Origin of the sequence: Confluentibacter lentus (genome assembly GCF_002806995.1) — a bacterium.
GTDB lineage: Bacteria > Bacteroidota > Bacteroidia > Flavobacteriales > Flavobacteriaceae > Confluentibacter > Confluentibacter lentus.
Window position 1 is genome coordinate 241,295 of the sequence record NZ_NIHE01000002.1, and the last position, 23,833, is coordinate 265,127.

Sequence of the window (23,833 nt, forward strand, 5' to 3'; positions counted from 1 at the left end):
TAATGTGGCTAAAAATAGTAAAATATAAGTGATAAAAAAAACCACCTTAAATTTAAGATGGTTCATTTTTTTGATGATTTATTATTAATCCTTCATTTAGATGGTAAATGTTCTTTTTTTCTTATGTTCACTCTCATCATATCTCCTTACACACTTATGATAAATTTCTATGGCTTCTTCGGCATTGCCCCATCCACCGGTATCAACTTTTTTCTTTTCTAGATCTTTATATACTTGAAAGAAATGCTCTATTTCTTTTAATCTATGCGGATTTAAATCGCTTATATCATGATTTTTACTCCAAATAGGGTCTGATACAGGTACACAAATGATTTTTTCATCCGGTCCTTTTTCATCTGTCATATGAAATACGCCAATGGGTCTTACTTCCATAACTACCATAGGATAGGTTGGTTGATGCCCTAATACTAAAACATCCAATGGATCTTGATCTAACGCCAATGTCTCTGGTATAAATCCATAATCTCCTGGATACATCATTGACGAAAACAACATACGGTCAAATCTTATTTTATGTAATGTGAAATCGTATTCATATTTATTTCTACTTCCTTTTGGTATTTCTATTAACACATCAAAAGTTACTGTTTTATTTTCGCTCATAGCTGATATTTTTTACTTCTTTACTATTAAATTATGGTGACCTATATTTTAAGACTGCAAATTTACTGAAGACTTATACGTTTAACAACAAAAAGAACTTGTTTTCTGTATTATTATTGTTAGTTGACAATGTGTCAATTCTTGTACTACATTATTGACTTATATATAAAAAAAACACCCAAAATGGGTGTTTTTTCTATTTTTATGGATGTTAATTAATAATAGTCATTATGATAATTATTCATATGGTAATTAAAAACTTTGGTAAAAGTATATTTAATTAAAATCTACACAAACGATTTTACTGTATTTTAGATTATAAGATGAAATACTCGTTTAAAAACTCAAGGGATTACATTTGGTCGGTAAAATGGAACTTAACAAATTCTTGTTAAATTTTTTTGCATACAAATTTATGTAAGATATTTAAGTCTTCTTTAATCTAAATGCAACAAAGCTTCTAAATAATCACGATTGTTGGAAAGCCTAGATATTTTATGCTGGCCTCCCAATTTGTTATTTTGTTTTAACCAATCGTAAAACAAATGTTCTCTTGCTATATGTATAATGGGTTTGTTAAGTGTTATATTATTATAACGCTTTGCTTCATAATCGGAATTTAATGCCTTCAAAGCATTGTCGAATAACTCATTAAAATAATTAATATCTTCTGGTGGTGTTTTAAATTCAATGAGCCACTCGTGCCCTCCCTTCTCTTTACCTTCCATAAAAATAGGTGCTGCGGTGTAATCTACAATTTCGGCTTTGGTAAGTTTACAAACCTTTTTTAAAGCCTGTTCGGCATTTTCAATAATAAGTTCTTCACCAAACACATTAATATGGCTCCTGGTTCTCCCTGTTATTTTAATTCGGTACGGATTTAATGATGTAAACCTAACCGTATCGCCCACTTTATAGCGCCAAAGTCCCGCATTGGTTGTAATGATTATGGCGTAATTTTTATGCAACTCCACCTCGCTTAAGGGTATGGCTTTTTCTTCAGCCGTTCCATATAATTCCATGGGAATAAACTCATAGAAAATACCATAATCCAACATCAATAATAATTCATTGGAATTATTTTGGTCCTGAATAGCAAAAAATCCTTCCGAAGCATTATAAATCTCATAATATCTAAATCCCTTTTTAGGTAATAGTGTCTTATATTGATTGGCATATGGGGTAAAGCTTACGCCTCCATGAAAATATACCTCTAGATTCGGCCAAACTTCAAATAAATTTTGCTTTCCTGTAGTTACCAAAACATTGTTAAGCAGTACCAACATCCAAGATGGGACGCCAGCTAAACTGGTGACATTCTCAAGAACGGTTTCATCTACAATAGCTTGCATTTTATGCTCCCAATCGCTCATTAAAGATACTTTGTTGCTCGGAGTACTGCTAAACTCTGCCCAAAAAGGCATATTATCTATTAAAATAGCGGACAAATCACCAAATACCGTCCCATTTTCTTTATATAATTCTTTGCTGCCCCCTAGCCTCAAACTTTTGCCTGTAAATAATTGAGAATTTTCATTGTTATTTAAGTACATGCATAACAAATCCTTGCTGGCTGCATAATGACAATCCTCTAAAGATTCGGCACTCACAGGAATAAACTTGCTTTTAGATTTTGTGGTGCCGCTAGATTTCGCAAACCATTTTATAGGTGTTGGCCAAAAAATATTGTTTTCACCATTTCTGGTGCGTTCAATAATATGTTGGCATTCTTCATAATTGGTTATTGGTATGCGTTCTGCAAATGTTCTGTAGTTATGAATGGAAGCAAAATCATATTGCTTTCCAAAATAAGTATCCTTAGCAACATCAATTAAACTTAAAAGTAATTCGTTTTGTACTTCATTGGGGTATTTTAAAAACAATTCTATTTGATGAAATCGCTTTTTTAAGAACCAAGAAGCAATAGAATTTACTAAAGGATTCGACATATTTATTTTATCTTTAAGTTTTTAAAAATAATACTTTTTTTCATGACTTTTGAAGGTGTTTTAACAAAAATGGAAAGTGAATTTTCGCATCCCATACAATATTATTTGGTTTTTGAATCTGATTTTTTGAGTATGAACCAGTTACTTGATAAAACCATAACCATTCAATTTATTAAATACCAATGCTTAAACTGTGGATTAGACAAAGCCATTTACAGACAAGGTTTTTGTAAAAGTTGTTTTTATGAAATTCCACAAGCAGCAGATTGGGTCATGCGCCCAGAGTTAAGCACCGCCCACTTAAATCAAGAAGACCGCAATTTAGAGTATGAAAAGAAAGTACAATTACAACCACATATTGTGTATTTGGCAAATTCCAGCAATGTAAAAGTGGGTGTTACCAGAAAGAGCCAAGTGCCCACACGATGGATAGACCAAGGCGCACACGAAGCCATTGAAATTGTTGAAGTCCCAAACAGGTATTTAGCGGGCATCACCGAAGTTGCTTTAAAAGACTACGTGAGTGATAAAACCAATTGGCGCAGTATGCTTAAAAACGACATAAAAGATGAAGATTTGGTGGCGTGGCGCGAGCGTTTAAAACAATACATCCCTGATGAAGCCAAAGACTATTTTATTGCCAGAAACTCTGAAACTAATTTGGAATTCCCGGTTAATAAATATCCAACAAACCCAAAAAGTTTGAACTTAGAAAAAGAACAAAGCTATACAGGAAAATTAGTCGGCATAAAAGGACAGTACCTCATGTTTGATGACGATACCGTTTTTAATATTCGTGGAAACGAAGGCTTGTTTGTTGGTATTCAGGTAAACTAATTAACCGTATCTTTCTTTTTCTTATTTAAAAATCCGCCCAAGACATTTTTAACAGCATCTTTGGTGGTGGTTTTTGTCTTTGTAGTATCTGTTGGTGTTGTGGTTTTATTACCTCCAACAATAATACCTCCCAAAACATCTTTAACCGCATTATTTTGTTGCGTTTTAAGAGAATCTGTTTTAGATTTATTACCATTTATTAGATTTCCAAGCATGTCCTGTACTTTGTCTTTTCCTTGATTTAACATTTTTTGTTTTTCAATCTCAACCAGTTGCTTGGTTAAATTGCTAACGCCACTTGTCAAATCGGTTTTAACTGTTGGCGCAGTAAAAGTCCCACCAATATTAGCCGTCACAGGAATGGTCAAGTTATTTGCTTGTTGGCTATCTATTTTCCCGATAAGTCGGTTGACATCACTTCCTAAATATTTTGCAGGCACATTAAACACCGCATTGTAGCCTATGGCTTTATCAAAACCATGAGAACCAGACACATCAATGGTAATGTCTTGATATTTTACTTGAAAGGGCTTTACGCTTACTTTTCCGTTGGCAAACTCTATTTTAGATTTTAAATCCTTTAAATCTAATTTATTAAAATCAATAAATGACAATGCCCCATCAAGTTTTGTTAACAATGGACTTTGGTCAGCTTTTACCTCGGCACCAAATAATTCTGCTAAAAGATTTCCAGAAAGGGTACTTAAATTTGGCGTGAATTCTTTGTTTAAATCTCCCGATAAAGCAATCGTCGTATTTAATTTTCCTTGTAAAAACTTGGCAATGGGCGCTAAATTTTGAAGTAAATCCAAACCTTTAAAAGCTTCGGCAATATCAAATCCATTAGCTCCCAAATTAAAGCTAAATGTAGGTGTCGCATTTTTTGTAGATACTGAACCGTTCACAGCCAACTTTCCGTTAAACAAACTTGAGGTTACATCTTTTAAAGTGGCTTGTTGGTCTTTTATCAAAAGTGTTCCTGAAACATCTTTTAAATTCAAATTATCGTACACAACGGTTTTTGCCACGGCGCTAATAGTACAATCTAAAAACTTTGGGATTTGCAAAGTTTCAGTCGTGGTACTTTTTGAATTTGAGGTTTTTGTCTCTGTTTTTGTGGTTTCTGCAGGTTCTTCATCTGTCATGAAATCATTCACCACAAAATTGTTTGAATACAAATTAAAATTACCTTGCAAGGTTTTGTCACTCATGACAAATCCTAATAAATTTTGAATCGTTCCTTTGGCACTGATATCACTTTTGCCTGTTTTTGCATCAAAATCATTAAGCGTTACGGTTGCCGGATTAAAAGTCATATCCAATTTTGAAATGTTCAAGGGCTGATTCATCGCATCAGAAGTAAACACAAAATTGGTAAGATTCATATTCCCAGAGGCTTTAATACGCTCAAAGGCATTCGTGTCAATAGCTTCCATATCAAAAGAGGTATTGATATTCGCTCTTAAAATCCCGCTTAAAGGGGTATCTAATTCCAACGGATAGGCTTTAGTTAGATTCCCAAGGTTTAAAACACCATCTATCACGGCGTTTACAAACATGTTGCCTGTGATGTTATTAAGAAGTATAGACGATTTAAAAACATCATTATCAATTTTAAAATTCAATGCTTTAATATCTACATACGTATCATCGGCAATACCAGTGGTGTTTTTTATGGACATATTAATCACAATATCTTCCACTTTTTTTGGTAAGTCTGGATATTTAAACGAAGCGTTGTTTGAGGCGATATTGATATCTAAAGTCGGGATGGTTTCCTCAGTGACTTTTCCTTTAATGATGCCTTTGACTTTAAAATCGCCCGTAGTCTCTACATTTTCAATGTTTTTAGAGTAAGCTTCAGGAATCACCGCCAAAAAGTTTTTAAAAGACGATTCTGGGTTTTCAAAAGTGATGTCTATATCCTGCCCTTCTTCTATAAGTTGCACATAGCCTTTAAATTGAATCGGTAATTTATTGATGTAACCGGTGTTATCTTTAAAGGTGTATTTACTGTTTGGTAAGTCCATACCAATCAAGGCATCTAACTTTATAAGGTTATTATTGAGGTAATTGGTGCTATCCATAGTTAAGCTCAAATGACCTTCGGTTTTAGTGTCTAACTCCGATTTATCTCCCGAAAAAACACCTTTTCCTTCATGGTTCAACTCAGTAAGGTGAAATTCTATATTAGATTCTTCACTTAAATACGTTAAAGCGCTATTTGTTATTTTATAATCTTTAATATCAAAAGAAAAATTACTACTCTCAGCCTCAGGTTTATTGGCATCTTCTTTTGTTATGTCATAATTACTAGCGCCGTTTTTATTGGTTTTCAAGGTTAGCAAGGCCTCATCTACATATATAGAATTAATAACAATGGGGTCACCATCCTTTTTAAACAATTCTTTCACAGACATGGTGAATGAAATACTCTTCACAGTCGTTAACATTTCGTCTTTAAAAGGTTCAAAATTGGTAATTACCAAATCGCTTACATTGACATTGGCTTGCGGAAAACTTTTTATAAAACTTAAATCAACATCACTAAACTCCACATGGGCGTTCAAGTTTTCGTTGATGGCACGCTTTATCATGTTCTTTATTTGTGATTGAAACACAAAAGGCGCTGCAATTAAAATGGCTATGATGATAAGTAAGGTAATACCGGTAATCTTTAATCCTTTTTTCATTTGAAACTATTTATTGTTTTTTTATTGGGGTCAAGAAAAACATATCTAAGATAATATACGCAAAATTCATATTTAAAGATGAAATCCCATAGCATTTTATGTTAAGTTTAGTACATGATAAAAATCAAAATATATTCTGATGTCAGTCTGAGCGCAGTCGAAGACATTAGAAATATTAATTTTAATAACATTTCGACTGCGCTCAATGTGACATTCTTCAATTTTTATCATATGAATGTTAAGTTTAGTAAAAATACTGTATTCTAAATTTTACAATAACTCAATTTCTTCGTTCACCTGCAATTTAAATCTTTTTCTAAAAAGATAAACGCCCAAATACATAAAAGGCGTATCGCAAAAAGCAATCAACCATTTAAATACCACACCACTTATTAATAAGCCATTAAATTGTTCCCACTTAATAATATCAAAAGAACATAATAGTAACACTATAGTGAATGTATCTATAAATTGCGAAAAGAATGTTGATGCATTATTACGTAACCACAAGTGTTTCCCTTTAGTTAAATTCTTCCAGAAATGGTAAATTTGAATATCTATAAATTGGGCAAATAGATAAGCGAGCATACTGGCAGTTACGGCGATGGAAGTACTTCCAAAAACCGTTTTAAACATGCCATCTGTTACGGGCGACCAACTGGTTGCTGGCACGGCATTGGATACCAACACAATGCCCAAAGAAAAAATAGACGCAAATATACCGGCAATTACTACTTGATTGGCGCGCTTTTTACCATAGATTTCACTTATTAAATCCGTTATTAAAAACGTGATTGGGTAAGGCAAAATACCAACCGAAATCTCAAAAAGCTTCGTTCCAAAAATCTCTATGTTGAGCGGATACCAATAAAAAAACTTTTGAAATATTAAATTGGAAACCACCAGCGAGGTTATAAATAATGCCCCCAAAAGCATGTAAATGCGTTGGGCGGCAAGTTTGTCTTTCAAGGTCATAGCAATATTGTTTTCTGTCATTTTTAAAAGTTCTTCTCGTGATGCTTCTCGATACAAATTTGTTACGTTGCCCTTCACAAATTCACTCGAAGTGACATTTAGGTTTGCTGTTTATTTATTGTTAGATTTTCAGTTCGAGTGCTTCAAAACTTTCTTTGAAGTGTATCGAGAACAAATTGTGAATAAATACGCCTTGTAAATATAAAGGAAACCGTTTACTTTTCATTATTTTGGTACTGAACTCATTTTAACTTTTTGTTTTTAAACGAAAATGAGATAAAATTTGTTCAGATGAGTTGCTTTTAGAAGTGCATAGCACCGCTACGCACAAAAAAAGGAACGATATATGGGCTAATTTTAGCCATTTTTTAGGAAATAGAAAAAGTTAAGATGAGTTCAAGACTTATGAATCTACCCACAACATTTTATATTGCTTTAGGAAGTAATAAAGGTGATAAATTTAAAAACCTACAGGATGCTGTAAATGCCATTCATGAACGCATTGGGCAAATAAAACACATTTCTAGGGTTTACAAATCGCCCGCCTTTGGTTTTGAAGGTGACGACTTTTTAAATGCCGTGTTGGTTGTGGAAAGTCAGTTATTGCCAGAAGATTTATTAAAAGACTTGTTAGCCATTGAAAAAAGCTTGGGGCGCATACGGAACAACAAAGGTGTTTATGAAGCCCGCCCGATAGACTTGGATATTATTTTTGCCGAAAACCACATTATAAACACCAAAACATTAAAAGTGCCGCATCCAGAACTTGGGAAACGCCGTTTTGTATTGCAGCCGCTGAATGATGTGGACCCCAAAATGAAGCATCCTGAAAACGGTCAAGAGATTTCGGAATTGCTTAACAACTGTGACGATAAAACCGTTTTAGAGTTCATTAATATCTGGTTGAAAAACCCCAGTAAGGCCTATAATTTTTCTAAATACAATTACATCGCTATTGAAGGGAATATTGGTGTGGGCAAAACCAGTTTATCAACACAAATTGCGCACGATTTTAATGCCAAACTTATTTTGGAACGCTTTGCGGACAACCCGTTTTTAGCCAAGTTTTACGAGGAACCCAAACGCTATGCCTTTACTTTGGAAATGAGTTTTTTGGCTGACCGCTACCAACAAATCACCGACGATTTATCGCAGCTTGATTTGTTTAAGGACTTTATTATTAGCGATTACGATGTGTTTAAATCGCTTATTTTCTCGAAAATTACGCTACAAGAAGATGAGTTTAATTTGTATAGAAAACTGTTTTACCTCATGTACAAAGACTTACGGAAACCTGATCTCTATGTGTTTTTGCACCAAAGCACCGAACGTTTGCAGGAAAACATTAAAAACCGTGGGCGCGATTACGAACTCAACATTAAAAACGACTACCTAGAAAAAATAAATGCTGGCTATTTAGAGTTTTTAAAAAGCCAACAAGATTTTAACGTTAAGATTATTGATATCTCCAATAAAGATTTTGTTGAAAATAGAGCGGATTATTTATGGGTTTTGGAGGAGATTTGTGGGTGATAAAATTAGTTAAATATACTTGCGTTTAGCTCAGTTCTTTGTTGGGCATAGTATTTTTTATTCCGAAATCCATTCTTCTTTTCTCTTTTCGTGGTCATTTAACGATAAATAATGAATTGCTAAAATCAGCTGTACATTTGGGTCATTTAAATCAAAATCTTTATTTTTTAAAATTTCTTGATAATGAATATCTAACCCATTAAAATCTCCGACGGAAGCTATTTTATTCGCATATTCTGCAATTCTTGGATTTTCATTTCCGAAATCCGACAAGAATTTTTGGTACTTTCCGTTTGTAACAGCGCAAAGTTTTTTTGATTCTTTTCCGCTTGGAAGTTCAGTTGACTTACAAAACATCCAAATTTCATCAAAAGTTGATTTTGAAATATTTTCATATAATTCCTTTTGTTTTTCAAAGTCAATATTTGTCCAAAATCCGCTTCCCGTTGCTTGTAAATATTCATGAGGGATTTGTTTGCAGCATTTTTTGAAGTCAGAATTTGTGTTATGACACATTTGATTTTTAAAGAATTCAGTTATTTTATTTAAGTCCGATATTTGTTCATTGGAAAAGTTATTATTCAATTCAGTTGCAGAATATTGAGATTTACAAGAGAAATTCAATTGTAAGAATGTAATTGCGAATATCAATAATATCGTTTTTCTCATATTATGCCCAACGTTTATGTATAAGAAAAGTTGCGTGTTTGTGTGCGAGGATTTTCCGAAGGAAAATCAGAAGCTAGCAAACTAGCAACTAACTTTGGTTTAGCTAAAACTAGCAATTTTTTTTATACGGTGTTGGGCAACGTTTTTATTAATTCCGCTTTTTTGCTTTTTTCCGCGTGTGTCATTGCGATTATAAATTCAGTCAATTTTAAAGTATCGATTTCTAATTGTCCGAGTTGTATATTTAATTCCTGAAAATCAAGAGATTCATTTAGTTTAGCCATAGTTTTATGAAATTTCCCTTTCTTTTTTGAAGGTTTAAAATCATCTGGAACTAATAAACAAATAAAATGTTGTCCATACACATTAACTGGATAAGCATCTTTAATAATTTCCCAATTTATAAATTCATCGTGGGTCGTTCTGTCATAAATTCCGATTTCATTAATTATTACTTGTGGTCTTTTGTCAAACAAATGGAAAAGTCCAACCGGAATTGCTAAACTAAAAAAGCAAGTTCCAATCCAGCCCATTATTCGGTCAGTTTCAGTTCCACCATCTCTATTAATCATCCATATTCCAGCTGCAATCAACGGTATAGCAAGTAGAAATAATTTCAGAACTTTTTTGTTTGATTTATATAATTTGATTTCGGTCATTCTCTAATGTTGCCCAACTGGCTATATGTGGGTAAATATATTCATTATTCATTAAAAATTTCGGGATAATAGGGCTTTTCGTTCTCCTTTATATTTTATTTTAATAGAACCAAACATAACCTTTTCTTACATAATATCCAAATAAGCCATTACTATTTTATTAGGCTTCGTATTTCTTTTCAGGTAATTAATGGTTTTGTGCTACCTCTGTTTTAGTTTGGTTCCACCTATGCTCGGACAAAGCCCCATTTTTAAAAAATACACCAAACCCATCCTCGAACGAATCTCGAGCAACACTCGAACAAAACCCCTACTTTTTTGGCAAGTGTCCCAAATCGTCCCAAATTGTGTCAAATCGTCCCAAATCGTCCCAATGTGTCTCATCATTTGGAAATATGATTACAATATGCTATTTTATAGGTTGTTACGTTAAAAAGCCGTAATAATGAAAATTGAAGGATTAAAAGTGAATAGTTTTTAGAATTAACGCATTTAGAATTACTCAAAAATCGCACTAAGAAAAGCTCACCGATAGCTAGTGTCTTAGTTTTTAATTTTTTTGAATACTGAAAACACCAAAGGAAGTAGTGTAATAATGATGAGCCCTATAAAAATGAGTCCATAATTGTTCTTTACCCATGGTATCTCACCAACAAAAAAACCGAGTAATAGAAATATGGATATCCAGGCAACGGCTCCAAAAATCGTGTTCTTTATAAATAATTGCTTTTCCATGCTAACAACGCCTGCCAAAAAAGGAATATAGGTTCTCACAATGGGTAAAAAGCGTCCAAAGATAATGGCTCTTTCACCATGTTTATCATAAAATTCTTGTGCCTTAGGCAAATGCTTAATCAAGTAGTTTTTTACAAAATAATTATTGCTTTGTTTAAATCTTTCTCCCAGCAATTTCCCTACATAATAATTTACAATATTTCCGATTGTTGCCGCAATCATAAGGGCAATAAGTAATATCCAAACATTTAAATCTGTAGATGCCGCAACAACTCCCGCTGAAAATAACAAACCATCTCCGGGCAAAAAAGGAAAAACTATTAATCCGGTTTCCAACATGATAATCAAAAAAAGCACTGAATATGCTAATAATATATTTTCTGCGACTAGAGCTAAAAGGGCATCATCCGTATGAACTATTATTTCGATTAAGTCGTTTAACATGATTGGGATTATTTAAAAAAATAGAACATACTAGCTAAACGAATTTAGATATTTAAAGAATAGGAATCTAAAAAAAATGTGGGTTTAATTTTGTTGCTGGAATTACAAAAAACTCTATTTAAAAGAAATCCCTCTTTGATGATTACCGTATTGAAAGGGTTCAAAATAGTCTCCCACTACTTGACAATTGACATTCACATTGGTGCCTATGGCATTACCAAAAATGCTCGCCACAGCAGAGTCTGCCGCATCCCTACCATTGGAAATTTTTACCAATCCGTTTAGTGGTGCTAGCTTGGTAGAATCAAAAATAATCCAATTACCATCTATATACACTTCCATACAGGCATGAAAATCTTGCGGATTTAATTGATAGGCATAGCCCGTAAAATATCTTGCTGGAATGGATAACGCCCTGCACAAAGCAATGCCCAAATGGGCAAAATCTCGGCACACGCCTACACGTTCTGTAATGGTATTTATGGCAGAAGTTTGTGAATTGGTGCTTCCTAAAGTGTATTCAATGTTATTGTAAATCCAATCTGTTATTGCCATAACTGTTTCGTAAACCGAACCATAATGTCCGAATTCCTTATAGGCAAACTTCATTAATTGATCGGACTGGCAATATCTACTTGGGTAAAGAAATGATGCAATATAACTATCCAATTCTACTACAGGTATTGTTTTAGCTGAACTGCTTTCATCAATAATGGTATAATTCATCTCTACCGCTGCAGAATAGGTGAGTGTAAAATTAGTGGCTTGTTGTACTTTAAGACGAAGAAATCTAGAATTACCATCGTGTGAGGTGTAAGTTTCTAAATTCATTGGTGGCTCAATTACAAGATTTTCCTCTAAAACCCTTTGGCTATTGGTGTTTAATGCTTGAATATTAAAAATGAAGGTTGTGGGGCCATTTACAACATAAGAAAGTAAACTGTTTACATTGAATTTCATGTGCAACTATTATTTAATTGGTGTGTTATTGTTGGAATCTTTCATCCAATCTTCTGGAAGCTCATTTAATACTTCTTTCAATTTGGTGTCCCATAACTGGGACATCTCTTTCATATCGCTTGCCGTATATCTGTTTTCACTCATGTGATAAGCGTCTTTTTCATAGAGTACAACATCAATGGGAAAACCCACATCGTTAGAGCTTAATCGTGTAGAATCAAAGGAAAGAAAGCCTGCTTTTAATGCTTGTTTGATTGTGAAATCGCTATCTAAAACCCTATTTAACAATGTTTTACCAAAACCTGAATTTCCAATGATGACGAATGGCGAGTCATCGTTCACTTCCACCCAGTTCCCTTGTGAATAGATTAAAAATAGTTTATGCTCTTCATCATCTTCTAACTGACCGCCAATAATGGTATTGAGATTAAATTTAAAACCTGCTTTTTCAAGTGCCAGTTCGTCTTCTGCTGCGACCCGTTTTATTTGTTCGCCAAAGGCATTCACTGCCTTATACATTTTATTGTAATTTGTGCCTCCATTAAACAGTTCTTCAAAATAAACCACAGCCTTGTCACGAACAGACCTCAATCCGCTGGTCATGATAAACAAAGAATGTTTATGTCTTTGTTGCACATATATCTTTTTTTTAGTGGATTTATTGGTTCCAGAAGTTATTCTTGTGTCGGCAATGGCAACCAATCCTTCTTTAGTTTTAATCCCTAAGCAATACGTCATAACATTAAATTTCAAGTCTTATTTTACAGACTTTATTTAGTGCCAAATGTATGTATATAGGAAGTGTTACTATTTATATAATTTTCAAAGAATATAGCATGATTTCCAGTAAGAAAATGGCGTGGTTTATAAATGTGAGTGGTGAATCGTGAGTAGTGAATAGTTCTAAATATTGATGCCTTACAACTTAGCTTAACAAGAGGCTTGCTAAAAGCCCTGTTTTTATTGCTGAATATTGTAACCATTCGGAGTTTTAGGTATAGTGAGGAAAGCAAAATATGAATACCTTCTCAAGAAGTTAATAATAAAGAAACTTTTCACTATTCACTTTTCACTTTTCATTATTCACTTTTAACTTAATAAACAAATCCCAAATAACCACCCCAACGCTCACCGAAATATTCAATGAATGTTTGGTGCCGTATTGCGGAATTTCAATTACTACATCACTCGCATTTACAACATCTTGAGCAACGCCTTTTACCTCATTGCCAAAAACGAGGGCGTAGGTTGTTTGTGGTTTAGGCGTGAAATCGTTTAGCATGGTGGCGTTTTCAGCTTGTTCTATGGAACAAATTTTTACACCATCGGCTTTTAACTTGTTTACTAAGTCCATGGTGTTTTCAACATATTCCCAAGCAACGGTTTCGGTACTTCCCAAAGCTGTTTTATGAATATCTTTATGTGGGGGTGTAGCGGTAATGCCGCAGAGATAAATCTTTTCAATTAAAAAGGCATCACTGGTTCTGAATACCGAACCAATATTATTTAGGCTTCTTATATTATCAAGAATGATGATGAGTGGCGTTTTAGCAACTTGCTTAAAGTCGTTGACGCTCAATCGGTCTAATTCGCTATTTTTTAGTTTACGCATATTTGTCGTTTTCCGTCATTGCAAGTGTAAAGAAGCAATCTCATGAAGTAGAACTACATTTAAGCAGATTGCTTCGTCGTGCCTCCTCGCAATGACGAGTACATTGTTAATAATTGTAGATAACTTCTAATATCTCAATTTCAAAAAATATCAAATAATATTTACATTAGCAACCTTACAATCCTGATAACTATTGGGACAAAAATAATACTAAAAAACCACTTTACCTTGTCAAAAAAAGAAACCCCTTTAATGAAACAATACAATGCCATTAAAGCAAAGTATCCGGATGCTTTATTGCTGTTTCGTGTGGGCGATTTTTATGAAACCTTTGGTGAAGATGCTATAAAAACAGCTGGTATTTTAGGCATTATCTTAACCAAGCGTGGTGCTGGTAGCGACAGTGAAATTGAGTTGGCAGGCTTTCCGCACCACTCCATAAACAACTATTTGCCCAAACTTGTAAAAGCCGGTGAGCGTGTGGCTATATGCGACCAGCTTGAAGACCCGAAACTGACAAAAGATATTGTAAAACGTGGTGTGACCGAATTGGTAACACCTGGCGTGGCTTTGAATGACGAAGTTTTAATATCAAAATCCAATAACTTTTTATGTTCGGTATATTTTGATAAAAAATATATTGGGGTGTCTTTTTTAGATATTTCTACGGGTGAGTTTCTAACCTCACAAGGTAACGCAGAATACATTGATAAACTATTACAGAATTTCAGTCCGAGTGAAGTCTTAGTTTCCAAACAAAAACGCACACTATTTAATGACACTTTTGGGAAAAACTTCCACACCTTTTATATGGAAGATTGGGTGTATCAAGCCGATTATGCCTATGAAACGCTTACAAAACATTTCAATACAAAAACACTGAAAGGTTTTGGAATTGAAGATTTGTATGAAGGCATTATTGCTTCGGGTTCCATTCTTCATTATTTAAATGAAACGCAGCACCATAAACTGCAGCACATTGCTTCCATTTCCAGAATTGCTGAAGACGATTATGTTTGGATGGATAAATTTACCATCAGGAATTTAGAGCTTTATAATTCTACAAACAACAATGCCGTGACACTTTTAAGTGTGATTGATAAAACCATTTCGCCTATGGGCGGACGTATGTTAAAACGCTGGTTGGCTCTACCCTTAAAAAACCTTGATAAAATCAAGCAAAGACACGATGTGGTTGGTTATTTTTTGAATGAAAAAACCGTTCTTCAAAAAATCCAGAATCATATCAAACATATTGGCGATTTAGAACGATTGATTTCTAAAGTGGCTACAGCAAAAGTGAATCCAAGAGAAGTCATCCAGCTTAAAAATTCTTTGGAAGCGATTGTTCCCATAAAAGCATTATCTAGTGATTGCACTAATGAATCGCTTAAAATTATTGGCGACACCCTGCAAAATTGTGATGTACTTCGAGCGAAAATAAAGGAAATGCTTAATGAAGATGCGCCCGTAAATGTTTTAAAAGGACATACGATCGCGGCTGGATTTTCGGCCGAATTGGATGAGTTACGTGGTTTATCAAAATCGGGAAAAGATTATTTGGATACCATGTTGCAGCGCGAAACTGAGCGCACAGGTATTACATCTCTTAAAATTGACTCCAATAATGTTTTTGGGTATTATATTGAAGTCAGAAACACACATAAAGATAAAGTCCCTACGGAGTGGATTCGCAAACAAACCTTGGTAAGTGCGGAGCGTTATATCACTGAAGAACTTAAAGAATATGAATCTAAAATTTTAGGTGCTGAAGATAGAATTCTAGCTATAGAACAACAATTATTTTCTGAACTTGTTATGTGGCTGAACCAGTATATCAAACCCATACAGCAAAATGCCTATTTAATTGGACAATTGGATTGTTTGTGCGGCTTTGCCCAATTGGCAAAAGACAATACATATGTGCGTCCAACTATAGATGATTCCTTCGATTTAGATATTAAAGAAGGTCGTCATCCTGTCATTGAAAAACAATTGCCAATTGGCGAGACTTATATAACAAACAATGTGTTTTTAGACCGAAGCACCCAGCAAATTATCATGATTACGGGACCCAATATGTCTGGTAAATCGGCTATTTTACGTCAGACCGCCCTCATTGTATTATTGGCTCAAATGGGAAGTTTTGTACCTGCGGAATCGGCACGGATTGGTCTAGTAGATAAAATTTTCACCAGGGTTGGTGCTAGTGATAATATTTCTATGGGTGAATCGACGTTTATGGTAGAGATGAATGAAACGGCATCTATTTTAAATAATATATCAGACAGAAGTTTGGTATTGCTTGATGAAATTGGACGTGGCACCAGTACGTATGATGGGATTTCCATTGCTTGGGCCATTAGTGAATATTTACATGAACATCCTTCAAAACCAAAAACATTATTTGCAACGCATTACCATGAACTTAATGAAATGACCGAAACGTTTGGTCGTATTAAAAACTTCAACGTCTCTGTAAAAGAATTAAAGGACAATGTGCTTTTTTTACGGAAATTGGTTGAAGGTGGCAGTGAACATAGTTTTGGTATTCATGTGGCTAAAATGGCGGGCATGCCGCAACAAGTTTTGCATCGTGCCAATCAAGTTTTAAAGAAATTAGAGAAATCACACTCCAGTGAAGCACTTACGGATAAGGTAAAATCTTTAAATAATGACATGCAATTAAGCTTTTTCAATTTAGACGATCCTATCCTTGAAAATATCAAAGAAGAAATATTACATATTGATATTGACACACTTACACCCGTAGAAGCACTTATGAAATTGAATGAAATTAAGCGCATGCTGGTCAAGAAAAAAAGAGCTTAGAAATAAAAAATATTATTTTAATAAAAAGCCTTTGGTTTTAGTATAAAAATTTTAAATTTGCATCCGCTATCGAAAGATTAGCACGTTCATAACTACATACGCGAAAATAGCTCAGTTGGTAGAGCGCCACCTTGCCAAGGTGGAGGTCGCGGGTTCGAATCCCGTTTTTCGCTCTGAAATTTATAAAAATTCCATGCTGAGGTGGTGGAATTGGTAGACACGTTGGACTTAAAATCCAATGGCCATTAGGCTGTACGGGTTCAAGTCCCGTCCTCAGTACTAAAGCCTTTACAATGTTTTTGTAGAGGCTTTTTTATTCAATACATTTTAATTTGTCAATAAAAAATTCTTTATAATCTACATTAGTAATTTCGTAGAAACCTTCAGTACCTTTGAGTCTTATTGATTTAATTGATGATTTTTTTAACTTTTCAATATCCGAATTTGATAAATTTCCTTTAAAGCTGAAGTTTCCACAATCAATATCCCAAGAATGATAAAACGTTACCACGGTATCATTTTCAAGCATAACTTTTACACTAGATCTATTACTTGGAATGTAACTAGAACAACCCAAATCTTCGGATAAATTAAAAAAAACATTTGTTCTTTGCGCTTGTCTATATAATTCAACCATTAAATTTTTAGCAAGTGTGTATGGAGATGTTCTAACGATTCTTATTCCATAAAATTGATCAAATTCATCTATACTATAATGGCATACACTCCTGAATTCGCTTTTCTCAGGCACTTCATTTTCTATCTCTTTTTCTTGACTTGCTATAAAAACCGAATCTTCCTTAGCTTTCTTTAGTATTTCTTCCCGTTTTTTTATAAGTAGCCCTTCTTCTTTCTTTTTTATCTCTTCTCTAATTTTAACAATTGAATCTTCTCGTCTTTTATTCAATTCTTCTTCACTTTTTTTCTTAAGTTCCAAAGCTTCTTGATTCTGCTTCTCCTCTGTTCGAACCTTCGCTATTGAATCCTCAAGCTTTTTATTTAGTGATTCTTCATTTTTTCTTTTAAGCTCTAAAGCTTCTTGCCTTTGTTTTTCCTTTTCACTTTTTGCTATAAGCGCATCTACTTCTTGCTTTCGCATTTTCTCTTTTTCAATAGCTTCAATTTTTATTTTATCTTCATAATCTATAACCAATTCTATCATATTGTCATTAACAAATAGATATTCAGCTTTAACAAACCCTAATAATTGCTTGTAATTTATTTTATAAACATCATTTCCCAGATAATCAACAATAGTGCATTCTTCATTTTCTCTGAATTCGGTTAAAGTTTGAGAATTATCACTTGGATTTTCGTATAAATTTCCATTCTGTGAAAATTCTGTAGTAATTGTTATTTCTTGTGAAAATAAATTTTGTATGAGACTTAAATAGAGAAAAAGAAAAGAAAAATATTTAAACATAAGAACACATTTATTGGAACCTTTTTCTACTTAAGAGAAATATTCACCATTAATGAAAATATTACAAGTATAAAATTAGCAAACAAATGTTTATAAAAAAAACGGAAAATTATTATTGTTAAATTAGAATTTATATTTATTTTTGCATACCAGAACAGAACAGAACGGTTTAATGAATTTGAATATTAATTTCAATAGCGATATTCCAAAATATCAGCAATTAGTAAATGCCATTAATGATGCGCTTTCTAATAATACACTGACCAGTGGAGATGCTTTGCCTTCTGTTAATAGCATATGCAATAGTTATAACCTTTCCAGGGACACAGTTTTTAAGGCTTACAGCATTTTAAAGGAAAGTAGCGTTATAGAGTCTGTACCAAACAAAGGTTATTATGTTACCAATGACACACGTAAAGTGCTTTTGGTATTAGATACCTTTAAAGCTTATAAAGAAGTATTATATCATTCGTTCGTAAATAATTTACTTAAAAATGTGATTGTAGATGTTCAGTTTCATCATTACAACATCAATAATTTCAAAACCATTTTAAATAATGGCAAGGGCAAATATTATAAATATGTGGTTATGAGTTTTGATCATAAAGAGGTGCCAATGGTATTATCTGAATTTGATAATGAAAAACTACTGTTAATTGATTGGAATATCCATTCAAATGACACCAAAAATTTTGTGTTTCAAGACTTTGGGAAATCGTTTTACGAAGCTTTAAAAGAAGCCATATCACCGTTTAAAAAATATAAGAAACTCGTTTTTGTTTATCCAGCATTTACCAATCATCCAATAGAATCGCTCACTTATTTTAAAACATTTTGTGAAACCTATAATTTTAAATATAAAATTATTACCAATATAAATGAATTTAATGTCGCAAAAGGAGAGGCTTATATTAGCGTGAGTGATAGAGTTTTAGGGATGTTTTTAGAGCAATGCCGTAGTAAAAATTTTGAACCCGGAACAGACGTAGGCTTTTTATCTTATAATGAAACACCTATGAAGCAATTTATATATAAAGGCATTTCTGTTATTTCAACCGATTTTAAAGAATTAGGCGCTCAAGCAGCCTCATTTATAAAACAAGATAAACCATTACAAAGTTATTTGCCAACAAAATTAATATTAAGAGAATCATTATAAATTTATGTATTATTTAGGATTAGATATAGGAAGTTCTTCCATTAAAGCAGCTATCGTTGAAATAGCCACAGGAAAGAGCATAGGCGTTGTTCAAGAACCAGAACAAGAAATGGGCATGTTTGCTCAAAAAAATGGCTGGGCAGAACAAAAACCAGAAGATTGGTGGTTGCATATATGCAATGCCATTACCCGTTTAAAAAAACAATATAATATTTCAAGAACCCAAATAAAGGGCATTGGTATTTCTTATCAAATGCATGGGTTGGTGATTGTTGATAAAAATGGGAAACCACTTCGCAAAAGCATCATTTGGTGCGATAGTAGAGCTGTAGAAATTGGCAATAAGGCTTTTGAAGGAATAGGTGAAGACAAATGTTCATCGCAATTACTAAATTCACCAGCAAACTTTACGGCATCCAAATTAAAATGGGTGAAAGACAATGAACCAGAGGTTTATAAAAACATTTATAAATTCATGCTACCAGGCGATTATATTGCTTACAAGTTTTCAAACGTTATAAACACTACTATTTCTGGACTTTCAGAAGGCATTTTTTGGGATTTTAAAAATAATTCCGTTGCCGATTTTCTTTTGGAATATTATGGCATCGATAAGTCGTTAGTTCCAGATATTGTTGATACCTTTGGTTTACAATCTGTTGTAGATGAAAAAGGGGAAACCGAAAGCGGTATTGCAGCGGGCACACCTATTTATTACAGAGCAGGCGATCAACCAAACAATGCCTTATCCTTAAACGTTTTTAACCCAGGCGAAGTAGCCGCTACAGGAGGAACCTCTGGTGTTGTTTATGCTGTAACCGATAGTTTATCTGTTAAAGAAAGTGCACGTGTTAACAATTTCGCCCACGTTAACTATAAAAAAGATGAAGCGGCTAGAATTGGCAAATTATTATGCATTAATGGTGCAGGTATTCAATACAGATGGTTATTAAATAATCTAGCTGTAAATTCATATGAAGAAATGAATAACTTGGCATCTAGTATTGCGGTTGGGTCTGATGGTGTTTGTTTAATTCCTTTTGGAAACGGAGCAGAACGCATGCTTAACAATAAGGAAATAGGCACTAGAATTGTGAACCTCAACTTAAATAATCATACAAAAGCACATATTTGCAGAGCAGCTTTAGAAGGGATTGCATTTTCATTTGTATATGGTATGGAAATATTAAAATCTGATGGTATTGAAGCTAAAGTTATTAGAGCGGGTAATGATAATTTATTCCGTTCAGATATCTTTGCAAATACGGTAGCCACATTAATTGAGCAAGAAATAGAAATATACAACACAACAGGAGCTATAGGTGCTGCACGTGCGGCCGACTTACACAAAGGCGATTTTGAAAGCTTTGGAAAAGCCATCATTGATAACGATCATGTGATGACTTTTATGCCTTTTAAAGATAAAAAACCGTATCTTGATGCTTATCAAAATTGGAAAAACGAATTAGAAATCATATTAAATAACAAATAAACAATTAATTAAATTATAATTACAATGGCAATTATAGGAAACAAAGAGTACTACAAAGGTATTGGAGACATCAAGTTTGAAGGAAAAGAATCAGACAACCCGTTAGCGTTTAAATACTACAACCCAGATCAAGTGGTTGCTGGTAAAACCATGCGTGATCATTTTAAATTTTCAGTAGCTTACTGGCATACATTCTGCGGAACAGGTGCTGATCCATTCGGTCCTGGAACACAAAATTTTGAATGGGATAAATCTTCTGACGCTGTTCAAGCAGCAAAAGATAAAGCAGATGCTGCATTTGAATTTACAACTAAAATGGGATTTGGATACTATTGTTTCCATGATTTCGATTTAATTAGAGAAGGTGCAACGTTTGCAGAATCTGAATCTAGATTAGCAACAATCACTGAATACTTAAAAGAAAAACAAGCTGCTTCTGGTGTAAAATTACTTTGGGGTACTGCAAACTGTTTCTCTAACCCTCGTTACATGAATGGTGCTTCTACAAACCCTGATTTTAATGTGGTTGCTAGAGCGGGTGGACAAATAAAATTGGCTTTAGATGCTACAATCGCTTTAAATGGTGAAAACTACGTATTCTGGGGTGGTCGTGAAGGTTACATGACGTTGTTGAATACCGATATGGGTCGCGAGTTAGACCACATGGGACAATTTTTAGCTATGTGTAGAGACTATGCACGTTCTAAAGGATTTAAAGGAAATTTCTTCATTGAACCAAAACCAATGGAGCCATCTAAACATCAATATGATTTTGATAGTGCTACCGCTATCGGTTTCTTAAAAGAATATGGTTTAGATAAAGATTTCAAAATCAATATTGAAGTTAACCATGCTACTTTAGCACAACACACATTCCAACATGAATTGGAAGTAGCTGCAAAAGCTGGTATGTTAGGAAGTTTAGATGCTAACCGTGGTGATTACCAAAATGGATGGGATACAGACCAATTCCCAAATAACATTCAAGAAACTACTGAAGCGATGTTGGTTTTCTTAAAAGCTGGTGGTTTACAAGGTGGTGGTGTTAACTTTGACGCTAAAATCAGAAGAAACTCAACCGATTTAGAAGATGTATTTTTAGCGCACATTGGTGGTGCAGATACTTTTGCTAGAGCCTTATTGATTGCTGATAAAATCATCACGTCTTCTCCTTACGAGAAACTAAGAAAAGAGCGTTATGCTTCTTTTGATTCTGGTAAAGGAAAAGATTTTGAAAACGGAAAATTAAGTTTACAAGATTTATACAAAATAGCTCAAGAAAATGGTGAACTATCTTTACAAAGTGGTAAACAAGAGTTGTTTGAAAATATCATTAATCAATATATATAATTGTTACTTTTCAGAAACAATTAATAACACATTTGTGTTTAAATAATTAAAGAGAGGCCAAAAGTCTCTCTTTTTGTTTTTAGTGTATTCCCATCAATATATATATATATATACAACTAAGTAAGAGTTATTTGTAACATTATTAATCAATAATATTTATATATATTTATAGCCAACTAAACTTAATCAATTTAAATATGAAACATTCTTTTTTAGCTATGCAATCCGTTATGGAAAATCTGGATTGGGTGGTTTTAGGTATTTATTTCCTTGCGTTGATAGCTGTAGCTGTTTGGGTGGTTCTTCAAAAAGATAAAAACACCGAAGATTATTTTCTAGCAGGCAGAAATGTAGGATGGTTTGTTATTGGGGCATCCATTTTTGCTTCAAACATTGGATCCGAACATGTTGTGGGTCTCGCTGGAACTGGTTTTGAATCGGGTACACCTATGGCGCATTATGAGTTGCACGCATGGATTGTATTGCTTCTGGGATGGTTATTTCTACCCTTCTATATTAGAAGTGGTGCGTTTACCATGCCCGAGTTTTTAGAAAAAAGGTTCGACAGTCGTTCGCGATGGTTTTTATCTTTATTTTCGTTAGTAGCTTATGTACTTACTAAAGTATCAGTCACCATTTATGCTGGAGGTATTGTTGTGTCTGAATTATTAGGGATTCCATTTTGGTATGGAGCCATCGGTATTGTGGTTTTCACAGGAATATATACGGTTGTTGGCGGTATGAAAGCCGTAATCTACACTGAAACTTTGCAAACGGTTATTCTAATTTTAGGATCGGTCATTATAACATATCTAGGCCTGAAAGAAGTAGGTGGATGGTCGCAATTACATGAAACCGTAACAGCTGTAAGCCCAAACCATTTTAATATGTGGCGGTCTATGAATGATCCACAATTTCCATGGACGGGATTATTATTTGGTGGAACCGTAGTAGGTGTTTGGTATTGGTGTACAGACCAATATATTGTACAGCGTACTTTAGCTGCTAATAATATTAAAATAGGTAGACGAGGCGCTATTTTTGGTGCTTATTTAAAATTACTACCTATATTAATATTTTTAATCCCTGGTATTATAGCATTTGCTTTAACTATTCAAAATCCAGATGTTTATTTTGTAGAAAAAGCAGATAGAGCATTCCCTATGCTTGTAAAAACTTTATTACCAGTAGGTTTAAAGGGGTTGGTTGCCGGAGGTTTAATGGCTGCTTTAATGAGTTCTTTAGCATCTGTTTTTAATTCATGTTCTACCATTTTTACGATTGATATCTATAAAAAATTACATCCAGAAAAAACCGAAAAAGTATTGGTGCAAACCGGCAAAATAGCAACCGGTTTTATTGTTGTTTTAGGTATTATTTGGATTCCTATTATGGAGAAAATTGGTGGTGGTGTTATGTATCAGTACCTTCAAAATGTGCAATCTTATATTGCACCTCCTGTGACTGCTGTTTTCTTATTGGGAATTATTTGGAAGCGTGTGAATGCTACCGCAGCCATTTCAACATTAATGGTCGGATTAGTGCTTTTAATCTTAAGATTGGGAAGTGAAATTTACTATCAACCTCAAATAGTGTCTGGTGAGATAGTTAATAATATTGCTTTTAGTTTTGCCACTATCAACTTCGCACACATGGCGATATTTATGTTTATATTTTCGGTAATATTCTGTATTACGGTTAGTTTAGTATCTCGAGCTCCTAATTATGAACACATAAAAGGTTTAGCTTTCGGAACACTCTCTGAAGAACAAAAAGCTGCCAATAAAGATAGTTATGATACTATAGATGTTGTTTTATCTGTTATACTAGTTTTAATAGTAATAGGTGTACTTAGTTATTTTACATAGCATAGTAGTTTTGAAATAA

General features: G+C 33.7%; 18 protein-coding genes and 2 tRNA genes. 9 read left to right on the top strand and 11 right to left on the bottom strand.

What is annotated here, in order from left to right; translation table 11 throughout:
* Window positions 1-96 precede the first annotated feature (96 nt).
* Window positions 97-624 (bottom strand): inorganic diphosphatase, encoded by a 528-nt coding sequence (locus CDH50_RS05025; RefSeq protein ID WP_100610832.1) that lies wholly within the window; start codon window positions 622-624, stop codon window positions 97-99.
* A gap of 437 nt (window positions 625-1,061) precedes the next feature.
* Complete coding sequence (locus CDH50_RS05030; protein ID WP_100610833.1) at window positions 1,062-2,573, bottom strand: GH3 auxin-responsive promoter family protein; 1,512 nt, start codon at window positions 2,571-2,573, stop codon at window positions 1,062-1,064.
* 42 nt (window positions 2,574-2,615) lie between these two features.
* Between CDH50_RS05030 and CDH50_RS05035 the strand changes: the two genes are divergently transcribed.
* Window positions 2,616-3,410: a DUF2797 domain-containing protein gene (locus CDH50_RS05035; protein WP_100610835.1), complete on the top strand. Its 795-nt coding sequence runs from the start codon at window positions 2,616-2,618 to the stop codon at window positions 3,408-3,410.
* Here CDH50_RS05035 and CDH50_RS05040 read toward each other — a convergent pair.
* The gene (locus CDH50_RS05040) at window positions 3,407-6,103 is read right to left on the bottom strand and encodes an AsmA-like C-terminal region-containing protein (protein WP_100610837.1); all 2,697 of its coding nucleotides are present in this window, start codon (window positions 6,101-6,103) and stop codon (window positions 3,407-3,409) included. The genes CDH50_RS05035 and CDH50_RS05040 overlap by 4 nt on opposite strands.
* A 270-nt stretch (window positions 6,104-6,373) precedes the next feature.
* Complete coding sequence (locus CDH50_RS05045; RefSeq protein WP_100611258.1) at window positions 6,374-7,078, bottom strand: queuosine precursor transporter; 705 nt, start codon at window positions 7,076-7,078, stop codon at window positions 6,374-6,376.
* A gap of 390 nt (window positions 7,079-7,468) precedes the next feature.
* Between CDH50_RS05045 and folK the strand changes: the two genes are divergently transcribed.
* A complete protein-coding gene (folK, locus tag CDH50_RS05050; protein WP_232731961.1) occupies window positions 7,469-8,611 on the top strand; it encodes a 2-amino-4-hydroxy-6-hydroxymethyldihydropteridine diphosphokinase in 1,143 nt (380 codons plus the stop codon).
* Window positions 8,612-8,668: 57 nt separating this feature from the next.
* Here folK and CDH50_RS05055 read toward each other — a convergent pair whose 3' ends face one another.
* From CDH50_RS05055 to CDH50_RS05075, 6 genes are all read right to left on the bottom strand, one after another.
* Window positions 8,669-9,280, bottom strand: coding sequence for a hypothetical protein (locus tag CDH50_RS05055; protein WP_100610838.1), 612 nt, complete (start codon window positions 9,278-9,280; stop codon window positions 8,669-8,671).
* Window positions 9,281-9,402: 122 nt separating this feature from the next.
* Window positions 9,403-9,939 carry an STM3941 family protein gene (locus tag CDH50_RS15090; protein WP_157804941.1) on the bottom strand — a complete coding sequence of 179 codons (537 nt, stop codon included), beginning with the start codon at window positions 9,937-9,939 and terminating at the stop codon, window positions 9,403-9,405.
* Between the two features lie 543 nt (window positions 9,940-10,482).
* The gene (locus tag CDH50_RS05060) at window positions 10,483-11,118 is read right to left on the bottom strand and encodes a VTT domain-containing protein (RefSeq protein ID WP_100610840.1); all 636 of its coding nucleotides are present in this window, start codon (window positions 11,116-11,118) and stop codon (window positions 10,483-10,485) included.
* Window positions 11,119-11,232: 114 nt separating this feature from the next.
* The gene (locus CDH50_RS05065; protein ID WP_100610841.1) at window positions 11,233-12,078 is read right to left on the bottom strand and encodes a transglutaminase-like domain-containing protein; all 846 of its coding nucleotides are present in this window, start codon (window positions 12,076-12,078) and stop codon (window positions 11,233-11,235) included.
* Window positions 12,079-12,087: 9 nt separating this feature from the next.
* The gene (locus CDH50_RS05070) at window positions 12,088-12,816 is read right to left on the bottom strand and encodes a peptidase (protein ID WP_100610843.1); all 729 of its coding nucleotides are present in this window, start codon (window positions 12,814-12,816) and stop codon (window positions 12,088-12,090) included.
* Window positions 12,817-13,147: 331 nt separating this feature from the next.
* A complete protein-coding gene (locus CDH50_RS05075) occupies window positions 13,148-13,690 on the bottom strand; it encodes an RNA methyltransferase (RefSeq protein ID WP_100610845.1) in 543 nt (180 codons plus the stop codon).
* A 252-nt stretch (window positions 13,691-13,942) separates the two neighbouring features.
* Here CDH50_RS05075 and mutS point away from each other — a divergent pair, with 252 nt between their 5' ends.
* From mutS to CDH50_RS05090, 3 genes are all read left to right on the top strand, one after another.
* Entirely contained in the window at window positions 13,943-16,522 is a 2,580-nt protein-coding gene (gene mutS / locus CDH50_RS05080; RefSeq protein WP_100610847.1) for a DNA mismatch repair protein MutS, read from the top strand.
* A gap of 100 nt (window positions 16,523-16,622) precedes the next feature.
* A tRNA-Gly gene (locus CDH50_RS05085) sits at window positions 16,623-16,695 on the top strand.
* 22 nt (window positions 16,696-16,717) lie between these two features.
* Window positions 16,718-16,801 (top strand) — tRNA-Leu (locus CDH50_RS05090).
* 34 nt (window positions 16,802-16,835) lie between these two features.
* Here CDH50_RS05090 and CDH50_RS05095 read toward each other — a convergent pair.
* Complete coding sequence (locus CDH50_RS05095) at window positions 16,836-17,945, bottom strand: SH3 domain-containing protein (RefSeq protein ID WP_100610849.1); 1,110 nt, start codon at window positions 17,943-17,945, stop codon at window positions 16,836-16,838.
* A gap of 172 nt (window positions 17,946-18,117) precedes the next feature.
* On the opposite strand from CDH50_RS05095, the gene CDH50_RS05100 reads away from it, so the two are divergent.
* The 4 genes from CDH50_RS05100 to CDH50_RS05115 all read left to right on the top strand — a co-directional run bounded on the left by CDH50_RS05100 (window position 18,118) and on the right by CDH50_RS05115 (window position 23,814).
* The gene (locus tag CDH50_RS05100; protein ID WP_100610851.1) at window positions 18,118-19,104 is read left to right on the top strand and encodes a GntR family transcriptional regulator; all 987 of its coding nucleotides are present in this window, start codon (window positions 18,118-18,120) and stop codon (window positions 19,102-19,104) included.
* A gap of 4 nt (window positions 19,105-19,108) precedes the next feature.
* On the top strand, window positions 19,109-20,596 hold the full coding sequence (locus CDH50_RS05105) for a xylulokinase (protein ID WP_100610853.1): 1,488 nt from the start codon (window positions 19,109-19,111) through the stop codon (window positions 20,594-20,596).
* 24 nt (window positions 20,597-20,620) lie between these two features.
* Window positions 20,621-21,946 carry a xylose isomerase gene (gene xylA, locus CDH50_RS05110; RefSeq protein WP_100610855.1) on the top strand — a complete coding sequence of 442 codons (1,326 nt, stop codon included), beginning with the start codon at window positions 20,621-20,623 and terminating at the stop codon, window positions 21,944-21,946.
* 197 nt (window positions 21,947-22,143) lie between these two features.
* Entirely contained in the window at window positions 22,144-23,814 is a 1,671-nt protein-coding gene (locus CDH50_RS05115) for a sodium:solute symporter (RefSeq protein WP_232731962.1), read from the top strand.
* Window positions 23,815-23,833 lie beyond the last annotated feature (19 nt).

Bases quoted from the DNA above. Each gene is read 5' to 3' on its own strand.
- CDH50_RS05025 (WP_100610832.1), bottom strand. From the start codon at position 624: ATGAGCGAAAATAAAACAGTAACTTTTGATGTGTTAATAGAAATACCA.
- CDH50_RS05030 (WP_100610833.1), bottom strand. From the start codon at position 2,573: ATGTCGAATCCTTTAGTAAATTCTATTGCTTCTTGGTTCTTAAAAAAG.
- CDH50_RS05035 (WP_100610835.1), top strand. From the start codon at position 2,616: ATGACTTTTGAAGGTGTTTTAACAAAAATGGAAAGTGAATTTTCGCAT.
- CDH50_RS05040 (WP_100610837.1), bottom strand. From the start codon at position 6,103: ATGAAAAAAGGATTAAAGATTACCGGTATTACCTTACTTATCATCATA.
- CDH50_RS05045 (WP_100611258.1), bottom strand. From the start codon at position 7,078: ATGACCTTGAAAGACAAACTTGCCGCCCAACGCATTTACATGCTTTTG.
- folK (WP_232731961.1), top strand. From the start codon at position 7,469: ATGAGTTCAAGACTTATGAATCTACCCACAACATTTTATATTGCTTTA.
- CDH50_RS05055 (WP_100610838.1), bottom strand. From the start codon at position 9,280: ATGAGAAAAACGATATTATTGATATTCGCAATTACATTCTTACAATTG.
- CDH50_RS15090 (WP_157804941.1), bottom strand. From the start codon at position 9,939: ATGACCGAAATCAAATTATATAAATCAAACAAAAAAGTTCTGAAATTA.
- CDH50_RS05060 (WP_100610840.1), bottom strand. From the start codon at position 11,118: ATGTTAAACGACTTAATCGAAATAATAGTTCATACGGATGATGCCCTT.
- CDH50_RS05065 (WP_100610841.1), bottom strand. From the start codon at position 12,078: ATGAAATTCAATGTAAACAGTTTACTTTCTTATGTTGTAAATGGCCCC.
- CDH50_RS05070 (WP_100610843.1), bottom strand. From the start codon at position 12,816: ATGACGTATTGCTTAGGGATTAAAACTAAAGAAGGATTGGTTGCCATT.
- CDH50_RS05075 (WP_100610845.1), bottom strand. From the start codon at position 13,690: ATGCGTAAACTAAAAAATAGCGAATTAGACCGATTGAGCGTCAACGAC.
- mutS (WP_100610847.1), top strand. From the start codon at position 13,943: ATGAAACAATACAATGCCATTAAAGCAAAGTATCCGGATGCTTTATTG.
- CDH50_RS05095 (WP_100610849.1), bottom strand. From the start codon at position 17,945: ATGTTTAAATATTTTTCTTTTCTTTTTCTCTATTTAAGTCTCATACAA.
- CDH50_RS05100 (WP_100610851.1), top strand. From the start codon at position 18,118: ATGAATTTGAATATTAATTTCAATAGCGATATTCCAAAATATCAGCAA.
- CDH50_RS05105 (WP_100610853.1), top strand. From the start codon at position 19,109: ATGTATTATTTAGGATTAGATATAGGAAGTTCTTCCATTAAAGCAGCT.
- xylA (WP_100610855.1), top strand. From the start codon at position 20,621: ATGGCAATTATAGGAAACAAAGAGTACTACAAAGGTATTGGAGACATC.
- CDH50_RS05115 (WP_232731962.1), top strand. From the start codon at position 22,144: ATGAAACATTCTTTTTTAGCTATGCAATCCGTTATGGAAAATCTGGAT.